The following is a 16444-nucleotide window of genomic DNA, read 5'->3' on the forward strand; positions in this document are numbered from 1 at the left end:
ACATCGACGACCACGCCTTCGCGGATTGGGAGTGGGGTATGGATATTATCGCGATGCCTGAACTTGTCAGATCCCAGAGTGTTTTGATACGCTGATAAAAATTGCAATTCAACGATCAAAGACATTTGCATTGGGGGATTATGAGTATCGCAGTTGATCAAACAAAAGCAACGAAAGAGCTGGCCGACTCTTTGTTTCGCGTTCAAACCAATCCCTCGATTTCGTGCGAAATACAGCCTGCGGTGGATTTTGTGCTAAGCGGCAAGAACTGCCTAACGTATCGATATATTCTTTTTACAGCCTTAGCCGCAAAAACCGCAGATGATCGGATTGACATCCTTTCCCTTCAAGCAAGCGACGAGACCGATGGCTCTTACGATGCGCGCTCGTTCTGCAAACACGTTATATTCCCTTTTCAAAGAGAGTTTCTGGATGATGTTCTGGACGGAAGCAACGAAGACCCTCTCGTCAACAATCCGGGACGCCACCCTCGCTTAAGCGTTTCAAACAAATCAGCCAATGGCGACCCGAGAAAGGCGCTGAATTTGCTGTGCGAGTATCTCCCGCTGGTGGATGCTCAAGAGAAAGCAAGGGAGTGCCTCGATTACTTTATAACGCGATGCCTTGAAGAAGCCGAAAGAAAGCGAGTGCAAGCCTCTTCTTTCGAGGCCGCCATTCTTACGACCAATGTTTTTGAAGCGCGAACGTTCATGAGCGATCTACTTGACAAAAACTTCGGGGGATCTTCTTTGCTCTTGGTGGCAAATTCAATTTTCTCCGTGCTCTTTCCCAAATCACGAGGCTACTCGACAGTTCCTCATCCGGTCAATCAGTCAGGTGCTTCAAGCAGGCAAATAGGCGACCTGGATATCTACCTTGGCAAAGAAAAACTCTTCTTGGTAATCGAACTGAAAGACAAGCCTTTCACCGAAACCGAAGTCAGAAAAGCCGCGCAAGCAGCCCACGCGAATTCAGCTCCCGCAATGCTTTTCATCGCAGGAAGGGCCAGCGCCTTGAACGAAGAGACGCATAGGTACTTCAACCAAGTCAAGGCGGAGTACGAGAACAAGGGCATGGTGATTGGGGTCATGACGATAGACGCGCTTATGGACTTCTTCTTCGTCACCAATCACAACATCGACTCCGTGATGCTATTCGACCTCCTCAGAACCACGATGACTGAAATAAAAGCGTCACCGGAGACAATGAGGTGGGTTTACGGAGCCCTCCGTTAGACCACCATTGACACGAGCTTATGTTTGCCAACCCTCGAACCGAGCTTCCCTCGGCCGAGCGCCTCGGAAAGCCCCGTCTGTCAGCTGTCCGTCGGGCGGGAGGGCTTTCCGAGGCTCCGGCGGGGCTTTGCCCGACGGCCCGGCCCAACCTCTGCCGGTCCCGGTTCAACAGGGGCGCTTCCGCTCCGCTGCTAAACCGGCGTTGACGCAGACCCCACCGGAGGCGGTCCGCGTCAACGCCGGTTTAACAGAGGGTTACAGAGGAATCCGAAGCTACAAGCAAACCAAGGCGGATTCGGCGATTGCTTGAGCAAAATCGCTAGCCACCGCGTTTCCAATTTGCTTGTATTGCTGCGTCTTTCTTCCGCAGAACACATAATCGTCCGGAAAGGTTTGAAGAGCAGCTGCCTCTTTTACGGTCAGGCGCCGTAAAGTATCCGGAATCACTTCAGTTTCCGGATCGGCCTCCCCGTTGCTTAATCGGCGAAGATACCCGGAAAACCAATTCTCCTCGCCAGTTTCAAGCGCGTTTTCATCGACGATAGGGGTTTTATTGCCGCCCATTGAGGCCGGCAGAGTATGAGCCGCTCCATCCAAATTCATTGGACGTCCGGCGCCGTTGACGAGCATTCCCGCGTAAGGGCTTTGCCTCAAGACCGGACGCTTCGCAAGCGTAATATGCGCTGTGCATGTTTGAGGATTATCGGGAGTGCCGTATTTCCCAACGCCGAGCAAAACCTCACGCAAGGTCTTAGGGCTGCTTTTCCTCTTTTCCATTTCCGAAAAGAATTGATCAAGCTTTGAGGAATCGCCCTGAATGCCAAAAAAGACGACGCGCTCCCGATTTTGGGGGACGCCGAACTCGCTTGCTGAGTAGATTTTGAAATCGCAGGAATAGCCAAGTTCGCCAGCTCGCTTTATTATGCCATTCCGCACGCTTTCCCATTTCTTCAAAGATCCCAATGCGCGTACGTTTTCAATGACGAAGGCTTTCGGTTGAACAGACTCAACGACGTCAAGAAAGGACCAAATCAATTTGCTGCGCGGATCGCTGGGGTTCATTTTCCCCGCAACGGAAAAACCTTGGCATGGCGGGCCGCCAAATACAACAGTGGTCCCTTTGTAAGCCTTCAGCGACTCGATGTAATCGCCGATATCGCCTTGGTTCATCGCATCGCAATTGGGCCTGTTCGCTCTCCATGTGTTTGCCGCATCAACATCCAGCTCATTGGCGAACACGATTTCAAAACCCGCCCGCTCAAAACCAATATCGAGGCCACCCGCACCCGCGAAAAGAGAGATGGCTGTATGTCCTTTTTTTTCGACCATTCTCTCCTCCCAAAATAGCGCCGGTGCATTTGGAGTATTTTATCGTAGGGAAAAGTCTTCTCCTAGATACGATTCGGCAATTACCAGATTCTTATATTCGAAGAAGGAGCCAAGGGGATCTCTGCAAACCGGTCGATTGATGAAGGAGTCTTATATCGGCCGACCCCAATTCTGCAAATCATTTGCAATCATATGCTTTGCGCCCCTATGCGCTCACCCAACTCCAACGACATGCCGCCCCTCAAGCAAAAGCATGCAATGCTTCTTGCGAAGCTTTCCATGTGCAAAGGACCGGCGCTGCAAGGATCCCCCGCAGCACCGGTCCCATCGAGACGAATGCTATCGAATGCCCTATGCCACCCGGGGCATCAAAACTCCAGCCCCTCCAGGCGTTTGAACACCACGTCTTTGCGGGTGAGGAAGTCCCACGGATCGAAGATCTTGTCCAGCACCTCGGACGACAGGGCGACTGCGGCTTCGGGATCAGCCTCCAGGCGCTCGCGGTAGGTGGGGCCGTCAACCGCGTTTTGGATGTCCTCCCACACCTTCATGGCGTTGCGCTGCACGATCACGTAGGCGTCCTCGCGCGTGATGCCCGTGTCCACCAGCGCCAGCAGCACCTTCGAGCTGAAGATGAGGCCGCGCGTGCGCCACAGGTTGCGCTCCATCTTGGCGGGGTAGGTCTGCAGGCCGTCGAGCATCCACTGCATCTTGCCGAACATGTAGTCCAGCGCGATGAAGCTGTCGGCCAGCGCCACGCGCTCGGCACCCGAATGCGAGATGTCGCGCTCGTACCACAGCGCCACGTCGTCGAAGGCCACCTGCGCGTTGCCCTTCACCACGCGCGCAAGGCCGCACACGCGCTCGGCCGTGATGGGGTTGCGCTTGTGGGGCATGGCCGAGCTGCCCTTCTGGCCCTTCGCGAACGGCTCCTCGGCCTCGATGACGTCGGACTGCTGCAGAAGGCGCACCTGCATGGCGATGGACTCCAACGTGGAAGCCGTCACGGCCAGGCCGGCCATGACCTGCGCGTGGCGGTCGCGCGCGAGCACCTGCGTTGACAGCGGGTCGGGTGCGAGGCCCAGCCTCTCGCACACGTACTGCTCCACGAACGGGTCGATGCTGGAGTACGTGCCCACCGCGCCCGAGATGGCGCCGGTGGCGGCCACCTTGCGGGCCTCCTCCATGCGCGTCTGCGCGCGCTTGAGCGCCCACGCCCAGCTGCCGAACTTCATGCCGAACGTCATGGGTTCGGCGTGGATGCCGTGCGTACGGCCCACGCAGAGCGTGTCCTGGAACTCGAACGCGCGACGCTTGCACGTCTCGCCCAGCTGCCTGATGTCCTCGAGGATGATGTCGATGGCTTGCGTGATCTGGTAGGAAAGCGCCGTGTCGCCCAGGTCGGACGAGGTCATGCCATAATGCACCCAACGGCTCGGCTTCTCCTGCCCTTCGGGCACGTCGGCGTCGATGTGCTCCGCCATGCACGTGGTGAACGCGATGACGTCGTGGTTCGTCACCTTCTCAATCTCGTCGATGCGCTCCACGGTGAAGTCGGCGTGCGCGCGGATCCACGCGGCCTCCTCCTTCGTGATGCCCGACCGGCCCAGCTCGGCCTGCGCCTCGCAGGCCAGCACCTCGATCTCCTTCCAGATTTCGAACTTGTTCTGCAGCTCCCAGATGGCGCCCATCGCCGGGCGCGTGTAGCGGTTGATCACGCCGGTCCCTTTCCCACGTCGTACCTGATAGGTGCATCATACCGCACCGCGCGCACCCTCGGCGCGTTTCCACGGAAAGCGCGATGGCAAAGAGGGGAGGCGACGAGGCGGGAAACGGCGCGCAGGCACGAACGGATAGCGAGAAGAACCCTTCCCAATGGCGAGAAATCACCGAAGTCGGAAGGCCCGACGGCCCATATGCCCCCTCTAGCCCCAGTGCCGAATTGCCGACCTGGTGTTTTACTGGAAAAAGAAAGACCTCTGCTGCCAAGCTTTTCCGATTTCGGTGATTTCTCGCCATCGGATGCCTCGCTCTCTGTTAGACCGTTGACGAGAACCCCCTCCGGAGGCGGCCCGGCGAGGGGCCGCCCGCAGGTTGGCCACAAACAGCGCCCTATGGCACGCGCGGGGCTGGTTTTCCTCCCTCCAGCCCCTCCGCGCCTGGAGAAACCCCAGATCGCCGGAATCACGCGGCCCGTTGGCGCGCCGGATCGGCCCTCCGGAGTGCCACAGGGCGCGGTTTGTGGCCAACCTGCGGAAGCGCCCCTGTTGAACCGGGATCGGCGTGGCCGGCTCGCCGGGCAGGCGGGGCTTTCCGAAGCGCCGTCGGGCATCCCGCTGGGCGCGCACCTCGCCCGACACCGCGCTTCACCCAACGCTACACCTCGTTTGACGTGAGCCTCGCCTCGCGCGAATCCGTTGCGCCGCAGGCCCCTCCCTGCCTTGACATCCCTCGGAAAGCCGCTATGCTATTCCCTACTCATTCAATAGGTTTAAGGAGGGCGCATGGCCGTCACCGCAGAAGCCGCCGTATCTGCCCGAGGACGCGTGAGGTCCGTCAACGTGTCCAAACGCAAAGGCACGCGCAAGACGCCTTGCAGCGGCCCCGTTGACATAAAAGCGCGCAAAGGCGTTGCCGAAGACGCGCACGCCGGCGACTGGCATCGGCAAGTCTCGCTTCTGGCCTGGGAGTCCATCGAAAAGGCTCGCGCTCTGGGCCTGGACGTGGCCGAGGGCGACTTCGCGGAGAACGTCACCACCGAGGGCATCGACCTTCTGGCCCTCCCCCTGGGCACGCGCGTGCGCGTGGGCGGCGCGCTGCTCGAGCTTTCGCAGATCGGCAAGGTCTGCCACACGAAGTGCGCCATCTACCACCTGGCCGGCGACTGTATCTTTCCGCGCGAGGGCGTGTTCTTCGTCGCGCTCGAAAGCGGCTCGGTCAGCGCAGGCGATGCCGTTGAGGTGGTCGCGCTCGGCGACGGCACCTGCGCCCACACCCCGCCCCAGGCCCTTGCCGAGCTCGCCGCCTCCCAGCGCTGACCAGAAATCGGACGGACGCGAAGCGCAGAGGAGACGGAGGCTCGCACATGCGCGCGTGCGCACGCTCGCACGCCAGCACGCGAGCGCCCCGCCCGTTACAGCGACTTGAACAGCGCGCGCACCTCGTCGAGCACCTCGTTGTCGGCCACCACGATGGCGGTGTCGCCGGCGTACATCACGGTGTCCTCGTCCGCCACCTCCACGTTGTCGTCGTCTTTGGGCGACACGGCCACCACCATGCTCTTCGGCGGCATGGGCAGCGACGAGGCGAGGATCCCCGCCTCGTTGGAATGATGCCGCATGCGCGGCACCACGATCTCGGTGAGCATGACGTTGCCGTGCGTGAGCGACGACGCCACGCTCATGCTCCCCAGCAGCGTCTCCTCCTCGATGAGGTTGGCGATGAGCGTGGTCGAGGACACGCACTCGATGCCCACCTCCTTGAAGATGCGCAGGTTCTTCGGGCTGTTCACGCGCGCGATGCAGCGCGGCACATTGAACACACGCTGCGCGATCTCGCACGACACCAGGTTGTCGTCGTCTTGCCCGGTGGTGGCCACGAACACGTCGGCGCGCCTGATGCCGGCGTCCTCCTGGAACTTGGAATCGCATCCGTCACCGTGAATGACCAGGTAGCGCCCGGTGAGCGCCACGGACAGATGGTCGGCCGTCTCCAGGTTCTCCTCTATCACGGCCACGTCGTTGCCGCTTTTCAACAGCACCGAGGCCAGGTACTCGCCTATCTTGCCGCCGCCCGCGATGACGATGTACATACTGCGTCCTTTCCTGTCGCCGCAACGACGCCGTCAGTCCTGGATGTACTTGGAGAACGACTCTATCAGCTCATGGCGCACGCACGCCAGCACCGAATCCCCGTTGTAGAGAATGGAGTCGCGCGTGGGAATAGAGCTTGCCGAGCCGTCCCCCCGCTCGAACGCAATGATGCGGATGTCGTGATCGCGCTCCATTTCGGACACGCGGATGGTGCGCTTGTCGGTCCAGCTGAGATCAAGGGAAAACCGCAGCACCTCGAACTCGCCGAACGTGTCCAGATGCGCCCCATGCCCCGACACCACCTTGCTGAACACGTCCTCGGCCACCAGCGACGTGCCGCATACGTAGTCGATGCCCAGCTGCATGTAGGCGCGCTCGTGGTCGGGGTTGTACAGGCGGGCGATGACGTGCGGCACCCCGAACAGGCGGCTACCCACTTCGGCGCACATGAGGTTCGTGTTGTCGAACTGCGTGACGGCGGCCATGACATCGCAGTCCTCCACGCCGGCCTTCACAAGCGTCTCCTCGTCGAAGCCCACGCCCTGCACCGTCGATCCGTTGAAGTTGCGCCCCAAGTTGGCGAACGCGTCGGCGTTGCGGTCGATCACGCATACGTTGCTGCCGTTGTCGGACAGCATGTTCGCCAACTGGGAACCGACGCGGCCGCAACCGACCACGATCACGTTGCTCATAAGGATCCTTTCGATCACGCGAAAAGCGCCTTGGCGCTTGCAGTTCCTAAGGATACCGCAAGCAAGGCGACTGCGCGCGAGATCATCGGGCCAACCGCTCCAAGATCATTGGATTAGATCAGCTGCATCTGAGCGATGGTCTTGTTGAACCAGTCCTGATAGGTGGGCGGACAGTACTTCTGGGCGTTCGCCACGGTGATGGAGTACCCGTAATAGGAGGCAAGCCCCGCCACGTGCGCATTGATGGCCTCTTCCCAGCTGCCCCACGTCGTCGTGCCCATCCAGCCCCAGGCGTTGTACGGGCGGAAGCACACGGCGCCCTTGGAGCTTTCGGTGTTGGAAATGGCGGGCGACCAGCGCGGATCCACGCCGTTTGCCCATGCGGCCTCCGCGAACGTCGCCCCCTGCCCGGCCAAAGGCGAGCCGGCCAGATACGCGTCGATGCGGGCGGTCCATTCGGCGAGGAAGGCTTCCTTGCCCACGCTCCAGTCCACCTCGCCCAACGCGGCGATGGCGGCGGCCGATCCCTCCCGGGCAGCCTGCGCCTGTTGGGCGGCGCGAGCTTCCTGGGCGGCGGCGATGCGGGCTTCCTCCTCCTTGCGGGCGGCCTCCTCGGCGGCGCGGCGGGCCGCCTCCTCCTCCGCCTCGATGGCGGCTATGCCCTGGGAGATGTCGCGCGATGTCGCGCTGACCAGAACCGTGGCCTCGCGAGCCTCCGAGTCCGACGCCTCCGACCCAAATCCGCTGCGCGCAGCGGACGAATCGTCGCTCAAAGAGTCTATGCCGAACGAAGTGATGTCGCGGGACGCCCCGCTTCCCGCAGAGGCGAAGCCGAATCCGATGCATCCGGCCAGCACGCACGACACGCAGCCGGCCGCGACGATCGCCGCGACGATGCCCGTCCTCCGTTGTTTGATGCGCTTCTCAGCCAAAGCCTCGGTTGCCTTTCGTTCCCGCAGCACACGAACCCGGCCCGCCGAAGCGGTTGACAGCGTGGTGGATTGTGGGAAGGGTTGCTGCCGGAATGGGCGGTATGCTGTTTTGACGGGACCCATTTTAGCCGACGCAAGGGCGCGAAGGCAAAAAAGTGTGGAGGTGCCCTACATCTTTTGTTCGCTTGACAAAACGGAAAGAGCCGTACGGGCAGGTGGCGTCCCTAACGATCTCCGGCTGAAAAAGGCGAACGAACTGTGAGGGGGCGATTGTCACCACAGCGGGTCGAGGACAAGCCCGTGCCGCCAAACGCCCGACGCCGCCAGCGAAAGATCGTCGAGCACGACGTCGAAGCGGTACTCGCGGCCGTACGGGGTGACAAGCACGACCTCGGTCATCGACCCCGGCACCGAGAACCAGAGCAGCCCGCATACGCAAAACGCCGCGAAGCATACGCCGGCGAGCAGCGTCATGACGGGGGATTTCAGGGAAGATCCCAGCACGCCGAACCCCGCCATCATAAGCAGCAGGGGCCACAGGCTCTCAAACATGAGGGGCAAAGACTTCCAAGAGACAATCCCCAGGCTCATCATGAGCAGCGTCGATCCCGTGAAGAAGCACACAAGCCCCTGCACGAGCGCACCCATGCGATGCCCTTCCCTGCCGGGAAGGACCATGCGCACAATACCCACGATGACGAGGATGAGCGGCCAGTACTGCCACCAGAAAACCCCGCTGACGAACGTCGCCGCAAGCGACGCGAACCCAAGGAACAGCAAGATCGACCCCACCCAAAGCGCCACGGCCACCCAGCGATCCGACGTCTCCCTCGGAGGCGTTGCGGGAGGGGGCGGCGAGGGCTGCTGAGGCATGGGGCGCTGGTACGGAGCGGCCGCAGGGGGTTCGGGAGGAATATGGGCGGTGCCTCCGTACGAGGGGGGAACGTAGCGCTGACCGGCAGCCGAGGCGGCGGTCGACCGCGTTTTGCCCGCAGCGGCGCTTGCCCTGGCCCTGTCGCAATCGACGGCTCCGTACGTGTCGGAGCTTACGGACTGAGGCTCCACGTCAAGAGGGCCCGCCGCCTTGGGAGCCTTCGGCAGCACGGCCCACAGCGCCAGGTAGGCAATCCCCAGAACGCCGGCGGAGGCGATTGCCAGCACGACGGCCAGAATCCGCACGGCCAGCGGGTCCACGTAGAAGTAGTCGGCCACCCCGGCGCACACGCCCCCCGCAAGCGCCTCGCGCGAACGATAGAGCCGCCTTTCCTCCGTCACGCTTCCTCCCGGCACGTCTCTTCCTGCTCGTCTCCCCTGCCGTCGCGGATCGGCTCCAAGCGCTCGACCCGCACCCTCACGATGCGGCGCCGGCGCATGGCCTGGATCCCGAACCGATACCCGCCGAAATCGAACCGATCCCCCATCTGGGGCACGGTGTCAAGCTCGCTCATCAGCCAGCCGGCTATGGTCTCGTAGTCCGAGGACTCCTCCACCGGCCAGCCCAGCTCCTCGGCATCCTCCACGGAAAACCGGCCGTCAACCATCCACACGCCTTCGGCTTCCTGCTCGATGGAGGGGTTCTCGCGATCCGACTCGTCGATGATCTCGCCGACTATCTCCTCCACGATGTCCTCGACCGTTATTAAACCATCGGTTCCGCCGTATTCGTCAACCACGATGGCCATTTGTTGCCTATTCGTTTGCATCTCCGCAAGCAGCGGGTACAGGTCCTTGGTTTCGGGAACGAACATGGCTTCGTAGGCGTACGGGGCCACCGGATCGTCCCCCTTGCCATCCATGAGCGGTTCCACGAGGTCCTTGTAATGGACGATGCCCACGATGCAGTCGATGTCCTCGTGGTACACGGGCAGGCGCGAGTACCCCGTGCCGCGCATGCGCTCCACGGTTTGGCGCACCGTGTCGACGTCCTGTGCCAAGATCATGTCGACGCGCGGCCGCATGACCTCGTGCACGCTCATGTCGCCCAACTCCAGGATGTCGTGGATCATGCGCTTCTCGTCGTCAAGCAATTCGTCGTTGTCGGTGACCATGTACTTGATCTCCTCTTCCGACACGCTCTGACGCTCGTCGGCGTCCTTGACGCCCAAAAACGCGGACAGCCCGTTCGCCGAGGCGGCGGTCAGGGCGACCAGCGGCGAGACGATCTTGGCGAACACCGCGAGCGGACCCGCCACCGCCTTGCTCACGCCCTCGGCATCCGCCAGGGCCATGCGCTTGGGAACCAGCTCGCCCACCACGATGCTCAGATACGACACCGCAAGCGTGATGAGCACCGGCGCCAGCCAGGAGGAGATGGCGGAAAGCCAGCCCACGCCGAAGCCGGAAAGCCATGCGGCCAGCGGATCGGAGAGGTTCGTGGCCGCGGCGGCCGAGGCGAAAAAGCCCACCAGCGTGATGGCCACCTGGATGGTGGCCAGAAACTGGCTGGAATCGCCCGCCAGGCTATACGCCCGGGCAGCGCGTTTGTCGCCCGCTTCCGCCTCGTGCTGCAGCACCACGAGCTTGGCGTTCACCAACGCCATCTCCGACATGGAGAAGTACCCGTTCACCAACACGAGCAGAAACGTGACGACAATGCTTATCCAAATGTCCATGGTGCTTTCCCGTTGCTACATGACGTACAGCGCGATGGCCAGGAACTGAAGGACGCTCCCGGCAAGAACCCATACGTGGAAGACGGAGTGCATGTAGGGCACCTTCTTCAGCACGTAGAACACGCATCCCACAGAATAGCAGATGCCCCCTATCAGAAGCAGCCACAGACCCGCGGACGGAATGGCCGCGACGAGCGCCGGGAGGAACCACACCACGCACCACCCCATGAGCAGGTAGAGCACAGCCGACACCCAACGGGGCCGAAACACCCAGAACGCCTCGCACGCCACGCCGGCCACGGCCACGGCCCACACGAACGCGCACAGCCACAACCCTCCGGAGTCAGCCAATGTGATCAGGCAGAACGGCGTGTAGGAACCCGCGATGAACAGGTAGATGCAGCTGTGGTCCAAAACTTTGAACACCCGTTTCGCGCGTTCGGCGGAAATGGCGTGGTAGAGCGTGGACATGGTGTATTCCAGCAGCATGGTCAGCGTGTACACCAAAGCCGCGAACAGGTAGACGCCTCCCCCGTCCTCCACGGCGCGCACCACCAAGATGGGAATGGCCGCTATGGCCAGCAGCGCCCCAATGCCGTGCGTCACGGAGTTGGCCACTTCCTCGCCCAACGTGTACTCGCGGACGTTGCGCGCCCGGTTGGCCGCGCTGGCGGCCGTGTTGGACACCTCGTGGCGCAAGGCGCGGCCCTCGCCCCAGTCCCGGGGCCTGAACTGCGAGGGGGTCCAACCTGGAGCCGGAGCCTCGCGACCGGAGGGCCCGTTTGCGCGGGGACCCTCCCGGTCGGCTTGCCGCCTTAAGCCGGCGCGCTCTTGCATCGTGGAAGTCGATTGCGTGTTCATGGGGCTATTGCGTCGCATCCCTTCGGGGCCTCATCCAGTCGAGCCAGTCCTGCGCATCGTCTTCGCGCGCGTCGACCAGTCGGATGGTGCTGCCCGAAACGCCCGCTGCGGTGCGCACGTTTATCGTAGCGGTGCCGGAGCGCCGTTGGAAGGGGTTTGTCTTGGTGTAGCCGAACTGTATCTTCCTGCGCGGGAAGCTCACGGTCTCCCGGGAAAGCCCTCCGTTGCTCACCTGCATGAAGCGCTCGTTGTACGCGAACCCGGAGCCTCGGTACCACAGGACCGCGCCTGCAGCGTCGAAGACGAGCAGCACGAGCGCAAGCACGTAGCACGCCGTCGCTATCAGGTTGACCGTGCCCGCGACGCCCGCCTGCTCGGAATAGTGCGGGGCAACCCAGAGGTTGACCGCGACCTGCGTCACGGCCGCAAGCGCCGCCAGCCAAAAGCCGCTGCCCAGCAGAATGCAGCGCCGAACGAGCGCACGGCGCAACGCCGCGGGGGCAACGGGCGTGACCTGCACGGGAACGTCGGCGAACTCCGGAACAAGGCCCGCCAGGATCTCGGGCACGCGGTTCATCTTGACGAAGGGATGAATGACCAGCCCCGTCTGCATTTCGAACCCCTGCGCCTGCCCTCCCGAGTTCTCGGAGGCGGCGTCCACCTTCCCCAGCGACACCTCGCAATAGCCCATGAGGCGCCGGATGAAGCTCTGCTTGACCATGACCGACTGCACGCGGTCCACATCGACGCCCTGGAAGCGATGCTGCAGCAGCCCGTGCTCCACCTCGATGCGGCTGTCGCGCCGGCGCGCCTTGAATCCGCCGTAGGAGATGCAGGCGCCCACGGCCGACAACGCCCACAGCACCACGGAGAACGCGACCACGGCGATCGCGACCAGCGCTATCAGGTTGCCGCCGAACAGCTGCAAGCCCGCCGAGGAAACCCGTCCGAACGCGGACTCGAGCGGGCCTGCGGCCAAAGGCGCCGCAAGCTCGAACACCTGCGCCACCACGCCCAAGATGCCCAGCACTATGACGACCTGCGACGTATGGTTCGAAAGTCCCGTCAGGACAAGCTCCCTGTTCGTCAGGCCGTACTCGTAGGTCACCGTGCCCGTGTCCACCTCTTTGCCGCCGAACACCTCGCACACGTCCTGCCAGATCTCGGCCGGGGCGTCCAGCACGTTGCCGGGCGCGGACGCCGTGACCTGCGGCGCGCGGGCCACGGCCGCGCCGCCCTGCGCGACTGCCGCGGCCTGCTTGCGGGCGAACAGCTCCCGACGCAGCTCCTCGGCCTGCGACCTGAGCACGTAGGGAACCTGCACGGCCTTGTTCGCCGCGCCGCCCGCCGTGTCGATGTCGACCGTGCACACGCCGAAGATGCGCTGGGGCAGCGTGGCGCGCTGATCGACCGACTGGATGCGTTGATAGGGCACGTGCACGCGCTTCTTGTTGAAGATGCCGGAGTACAGGTTGAACTCCTCGGGACCCAGCTCGTAGTACAGGTGCCGGTACGACCACCACTGCACGAGCACGACAACGCCTACGAGCGCGAGGAACCCGAGCACCGACACGACGGTCACCATGATCCCGGCCGGCGCGTCGGCAAACGCACGAGCGCCGTCCGCAATGGCGCCGATGATGGAGGAGAACCCCGCAACCAGCAAGGCCGCAAGAAGCGCGAGCACCATCTGGGCGCTGCCCAGCCAGATGTAGCTGTGATGCACGCGATGGCGCACCGGCTGCTGGGGCTGCTGGGCTTGCGGCTGCTGCGGCTGCTGGGGAGCTTGCGGCTGCGACTGCGCCCTCATCACACGTCCTCCTGGGCAAGGCGCGCCAGCTCGGCCGCATGGTCGCGCAGCTGCTCGGCCACATCGGAGGCCAAACCGGGAATCTCATGCTCGCCGGCAGCCGTGGCAACCGTGGTGCTGGCCAGGCCGAACATGCGCAGGATGGGCCCTTGGCGCGTATCGGTGTTCTGCACGCGGATGAACGGGATCACGTAGCGCTTGCGCCACACGATGCCCTTCGCGATGTCCAGATAGTCGTCGGAGAGCTGGTAGCGCCATCGGGCGAACCGAACGGGCGGCAGGACGACCAACCACAGCACCAGCGCCAACGCATAGGCGACAAGCGTGACGACGAGCGCGGTGGCGGCCCAACCGCCCTGCTCCGTTGCCGCCACAATGCCGAAAGGCACGGCGCAGCACAGGCACACGAGGGTGAGCCAAATGGCGTCGTTGATGCGCCACACCGCCTTGATCTTGGGATGAAGCTGGTTGACCGGCAGTTCTTTCATGGTTGTCCTCATCGTTGTCGTAAGATGAACAGAAATGTGAGTGTTCATAATATCAAAGATCGCCCGCTCTTCAGCTGAGAAGTCATGCGCTTCCATACCCCCCCCCCACATTCCCTTCGCTTGCATGCGCGCGTCCTTTTCGTGGCGGTCATCTACGCACCCTGGCCGTCAGCCGCATCGCAGGAGGGCTGTGGTAGCCGCCCCTCTCAGGGGAAGCGCCTCGGCAGCTGGCCGACTCGCAGGAGGGATCGCGCCAGCCGCTGGCCGACTCGCAGGAGGCTCTCAGCTTCTAGACGCACGCCGCAGGGGGCGTTTCGGCCGTCAGCCGTGCCGCGGGAGGCCGTTATCTGCGCGCGCCCGCCTTCTGCCGCCAACCCCGTCATCTCGCCCATCCCGTCCATCCCGCCCGTCACGGTTGCGCATTTTTACGGTAATGGATCCAAGAATTTTCGCGCATATTTTACCGTTCTCGATCAGTCTGTGCTGGTAAAAGCCATTTTTTGTTGTAAATGCAACAAAAAATGGCGAAAACAAGGCTTTCCGAGCGTCTAAAAGGCTTCGATTTCGCTCCGAAGCCTATGTGAGGGAACCCAACGGTAAAATATGCGCGAAAATTTTCTGACTCGTTACCGTAAACGGCTTGTGGCCATCTTGTGGCCATCTTGGCCATCTTGCTGCCGCGCAATCCGTATCCCTGTGGCTCTTGCAACGCTCGTACCCCCCCCCGCGATGCCTGCAGCCTTTGCGCTCCTGCGGCGTCCGCATCTCCGCAGCTCCCGCAATCGCACGACTTTCGCATCTCCGCGGCGCCCGCGCCCCTGTGGCTCCCGCATCCCCGCAGCATGCGGCCTTCGCATCCTGCGGCTTCCGTGGCGTCCGCACCGAGCATCCTGCGAAAGGGATGGTCGCCCTCTGCGGCGCGCGACTCGCGCCCCTCGCACCCCCTGACCGCAGCCCCGTGCCGCCGGTTGCCTCATGCGGTATACTCGCAGGAAGGCAAACGCAGCGAAAAGGAGGCCGCGCATGAATTACGACCAACTGAAAGACGAGATCAAGGCCGCCATGAAAGCCAAGGACAAGCCGCGACTGTCCATCTTGCGCCAGGTGCACGGCGAGATCAAGAACATCGAGGTGAACGAGCGTCGCGACATCACCGACGCCGACGTGGACGCCATGCTCAAACGCCTGATCAAGCAGACGAAGGAAACGCTCGACGGCTCCATCAAAGCCGGCAACGACCAAGAGCGCACCGACACCCTGACCGTGCAAGTTGCCATTCTGGAGGGCTATCTGCCCAAGCAGGTGACCGGCGAGGAGCTGGCCGCCCTCATCGACGAGGTGCTGGCCGAAACCGGCGCCTCAACGAAGCGCGACATGGGACGCGTCATGGGCGCCCTCACGCAGCGGACCGGCGGGAACTTCGACAAAGCGGGCGCCGCCGCGATGCTCGGCCAAAAGCTGGCGTAGCATCCGGCGACGCCCGCCGTCGCAAAACCTTAGAGGGCGAAGAAGTCGAGCAGCTGGCTCTGCCAGGCTTCCTCGTCCACCACGTACGCGTCGCCCTCCTGCGTCAAGGACACCTCGAAGTAAGTCGTCGTGGTGCCGGTCACCTCGGACAGGCACTGCTCGTAGATCTGACCCACGCGCGCGATCAGCTCTTCTTCGGACGCTATGGCGTCCATCTCGCTGGAGTTCACGAACTCATTCGTCCGCTCCAAGAACAGCGTGCCCAGCTCGTCGGCGTCGCGCACCGTGGCCAGGGCGTATATGGTGCTGGTGCCGCCTTTGACAATCTGTATGTCGTCTATCTCGTAGTCGTAATCGGCGAACACCCAGCGCACGAGCGACGCCGGATCCACGCCCATCTCGGAAAGGGTCATGCCCACGGATTCGGCGGCGCGCTGGTCCACCTCGTCGACAATGGCCTGCACCTGCGCATCGTCAAGCGCGCCGAGGGACTGGAGGTACGGCGTGGCCGCATCGATGGCGGCGGTTTCCTCGGGGTCCACAAGCGAGGAGGCGTCGGGCAGGCTCCCGGCAATCTCGTCGGCGTTCTCCTGCAGGCTCTGGGACAGCATGGCGTCGTATTCGGAAGAGAGGTCGTTGGAGGACACCAGGGCCATCATGATGCTGCCGAAGAGCAGGTATATGACGAAGCAGACGACCGCCAGCGCGATGCCGATGGCGCCGCACACCTTGCCGCCCGTCGTCTTGCCGTTTTTGCCGCCCTGCTTCACGGTCTTGCCGGCAAGCACGATGGCGACGATGCCCAAGACGATGCCGACGAGGGGAAGCCACGAGAACACGATGGCCAGGATGCCGCACACGAGCGCGCCCGTGCCCGCGCTTTTCGCAGCGCCGGATGCGGGCTGGCCGTAACCCTGGTAGGGCTGGCCCGGAGCGGGAACCGGGGGCGTGACGGGCGGCTGCGCGTACGGCGCCGTCGGCTGCTCCGGCGCGGCCGCAGGCTCGGGTGTCGCGGCTTCGGCCGCAGGCTCGGGCGTGGCGGCTTCGGACGGAGGCGTTGGCGGCTGGTCCTCGGGCGCCGGCCCGGCCGGCTGCGGCTCGTTGATCTTATCTTCCATGGAACCCTCCCCTTCTCGGTGGTTCGTTTTCAGACAACTAAGAAAATATAACATAGAGATGGTTTACAAAGGAGGGCGAGGGGGCGGA

Annotated in this window: 14 protein-coding genes; 3 read left to right on the top strand and 11 right to left on the bottom strand. The window is 62.8% G+C overall.

Annotation, left to right across the window (positions count from 1 at the left end; translation table 11 throughout):
- Window positions 1-140 precede the first annotated feature (140 nt).
- Entirely contained in the window at window positions 141-1235 is a 1095-nt protein-coding gene (locus ACWKY3_RS13365) for a restriction endonuclease, SacI family (protein ID WP_449316888.1), read from the top strand.
- Between the two features lie 273 nt (window positions 1236-1508).
- Here ACWKY3_RS13365 and ACWKY3_RS13370 read toward each other — a convergent pair whose 3' ends face one another.
- Both ACWKY3_RS13370 and purB read right to left on the bottom strand, forming a co-directional pair.
- On the bottom strand, window positions 1509-2564 hold the full coding sequence (locus ACWKY3_RS13370; RefSeq protein ID WP_449316889.1) for a DNA cytosine methyltransferase: 1056 nt from the start codon (window positions 2562-2564) through the stop codon (window positions 1509-1511).
- A 368-nt stretch (window positions 2565-2932) separates the two neighbouring features.
- Window positions 2933-4282, bottom strand: a complete 1350-nt coding sequence (gene purB / locus ACWKY3_RS13375) for an adenylosuccinate lyase (protein WP_449316890.1) — start codon at window positions 4280-4282, stop codon at window positions 2933-2935.
- 786 nt (window positions 4283-5068) lie between these two features.
- Between purB and ACWKY3_RS13380 the strand changes: the two genes are divergently transcribed.
- Window positions 5069-5602 (top strand): MOSC domain-containing protein, encoded by a 534-nt coding sequence (locus ACWKY3_RS13380; RefSeq protein WP_449316891.1) that lies wholly within the window; start codon window positions 5069-5071, stop codon window positions 5600-5602.
- A gap of 95 nt (window positions 5603-5697) precedes the next feature.
- Here ACWKY3_RS13380 and ACWKY3_RS13385 read toward each other — a convergent pair whose 3' ends face one another.
- From ACWKY3_RS13385 to ACWKY3_RS13420, 8 genes are all read right to left on the bottom strand, one after another.
- Window positions 5698-6375, bottom strand: a complete 678-nt coding sequence (locus tag ACWKY3_RS13385) for a potassium channel family protein (protein ID WP_449316892.1) — start codon at window positions 6373-6375, stop codon at window positions 5698-5700.
- Between the two features lie 33 nt (window positions 6376-6408).
- Window positions 6409-7068, bottom strand: a complete 660-nt coding sequence (locus ACWKY3_RS13390; protein WP_449316893.1) for a potassium channel family protein — start codon at window positions 7066-7068, stop codon at window positions 6409-6411.
- 113 nt (window positions 7069-7181) lie between these two features.
- Window positions 7182-8000, bottom strand: coding sequence for a CMP-2-keto-3-deoxyoctulosonic acid synthetase (locus ACWKY3_RS13395; protein WP_449316894.1), 819 nt, complete (start codon window positions 7998-8000; stop codon window positions 7182-7184).
- A gap of 273 nt (window positions 8001-8273) precedes the next feature.
- Window positions 8274-9275: a PspC domain-containing protein gene (locus ACWKY3_RS13400; RefSeq protein WP_449316895.1), complete on the bottom strand. Its 1002-nt coding sequence runs from the start codon at window positions 9273-9275 to the stop codon at window positions 8274-8276.
- The gene (locus ACWKY3_RS13405) at window positions 9272-10612 is read right to left on the bottom strand and encodes a hemolysin family protein (protein WP_449316896.1); all 1341 of its coding nucleotides are present in this window, start codon (window positions 10610-10612) and stop codon (window positions 9272-9274) included. Before ACWKY3_RS13405 ends, ACWKY3_RS13400 begins: the two co-directional genes overlap by 4 nt.
- A 15-nt stretch (window positions 10613-10627) precedes the next feature.
- Window positions 10628-11311 carry a PAQR family membrane homeostasis protein TrhA gene (trhA, locus tag ACWKY3_RS13410; RefSeq protein WP_449316897.1) on the bottom strand — a complete coding sequence of 228 codons (684 nt, stop codon included), beginning with the start codon at window positions 11309-11311 and terminating at the stop codon, window positions 10628-10630.
- Window positions 11312-11477: 166 nt separating this feature from the next.
- Window positions 11478-13283 carry a PH domain-containing protein gene (locus ACWKY3_RS13415; RefSeq protein WP_449316898.1) on the bottom strand — a complete coding sequence of 602 codons (1806 nt, stop codon included), beginning with the start codon at window positions 13281-13283 and terminating at the stop codon, window positions 11478-11480.
- A complete protein-coding gene (locus ACWKY3_RS13420; RefSeq protein ID WP_449316899.1) occupies window positions 13283-13771 on the bottom strand; it encodes a PH domain-containing protein in 489 nt (162 codons plus the stop codon). The genes ACWKY3_RS13415 and ACWKY3_RS13420 overlap by 1 nt, the downstream gene beginning before the upstream one ends.
- Before the next feature lie 1023 nt (window positions 13772-14794).
- On the opposite strand from ACWKY3_RS13420, the gene ACWKY3_RS13425 reads away from it, so the two are divergent.
- Window positions 14795-15238, top strand: coding sequence for a GatB/YqeY domain-containing protein (locus tag ACWKY3_RS13425; protein WP_449316900.1), 444 nt, complete (start codon window positions 14795-14797; stop codon window positions 15236-15238).
- 29 nt (window positions 15239-15267) lie between these two features.
- On the opposite strand, the gene ACWKY3_RS13430 is transcribed toward ACWKY3_RS13425, so the two are convergent.
- Complete coding sequence (locus ACWKY3_RS13430) at window positions 15268-16356, bottom strand: hypothetical protein (RefSeq protein WP_449316901.1); 1089 nt, start codon at window positions 16354-16356, stop codon at window positions 15268-15270.
- Window positions 16357-16444: the final 88 nt, after the last annotated feature.

Source organism: Rubneribacter sp. (genome assembly GCF_965361815.1).

Excerpts from the sequence above, each read along its gene's own strand:
- ACWKY3_RS13365 (WP_449316888.1), top strand. The coding sequence starts at position 141 with ATGAGTATCGCAGTTGATCAAACAAAAGCAACGAAAGAGCTGGCCGAC.
- ACWKY3_RS13370 (WP_449316889.1), bottom strand. The coding sequence starts at position 2,564 with ATGGTCGAAAAAAAAGGACATACAGCCATCTCTCTTTTCGCGGGTGCG.
- ACWKY3_RS13380 (WP_449316891.1), top strand. The coding sequence starts at position 5,069 with ATGGCCGTCACCGCAGAAGCCGCCGTATCTGCCCGAGGACGCGTGAGG.
- ACWKY3_RS13385 (WP_449316892.1), bottom strand. The coding sequence starts at position 6,375 with ATGTACATCGTCATCGCGGGCGGCGGCAAGATAGGCGAGTACCTGGCC.
- ACWKY3_RS13390 (WP_449316893.1), bottom strand. The coding sequence starts at position 7,068 with ATGAGCAACGTGATCGTGGTCGGTTGCGGCCGCGTCGGTTCCCAGTTG.
- ACWKY3_RS13405 (WP_449316896.1), bottom strand. The coding sequence starts at position 10,612 with ATGGACATTTGGATAAGCATTGTCGTCACGTTTCTGCTCGTGTTGGTG.
- ACWKY3_RS13415 (WP_449316898.1), bottom strand. The coding sequence starts at position 13,283 with ATGAGGGCGCAGTCGCAGCCGCAAGCTCCCCAGCAGCCGCAGCAGCCG.
- ACWKY3_RS13420 (WP_449316899.1), bottom strand. The coding sequence starts at position 13,771 with ATGAAAGAACTGCCGGTCAACCAGCTTCATCCCAAGATCAAGGCGGTG.
- ACWKY3_RS13425 (WP_449316900.1), top strand. The coding sequence starts at position 14,795 with ATGAATTACGACCAACTGAAAGACGAGATCAAGGCCGCCATGAAAGCC.
- ACWKY3_RS13430 (WP_449316901.1), bottom strand. The coding sequence starts at position 16,356 with ATGGAAGATAAGATCAACGAGCCGCAGCCGGCCGGGCCGGCGCCCGAG.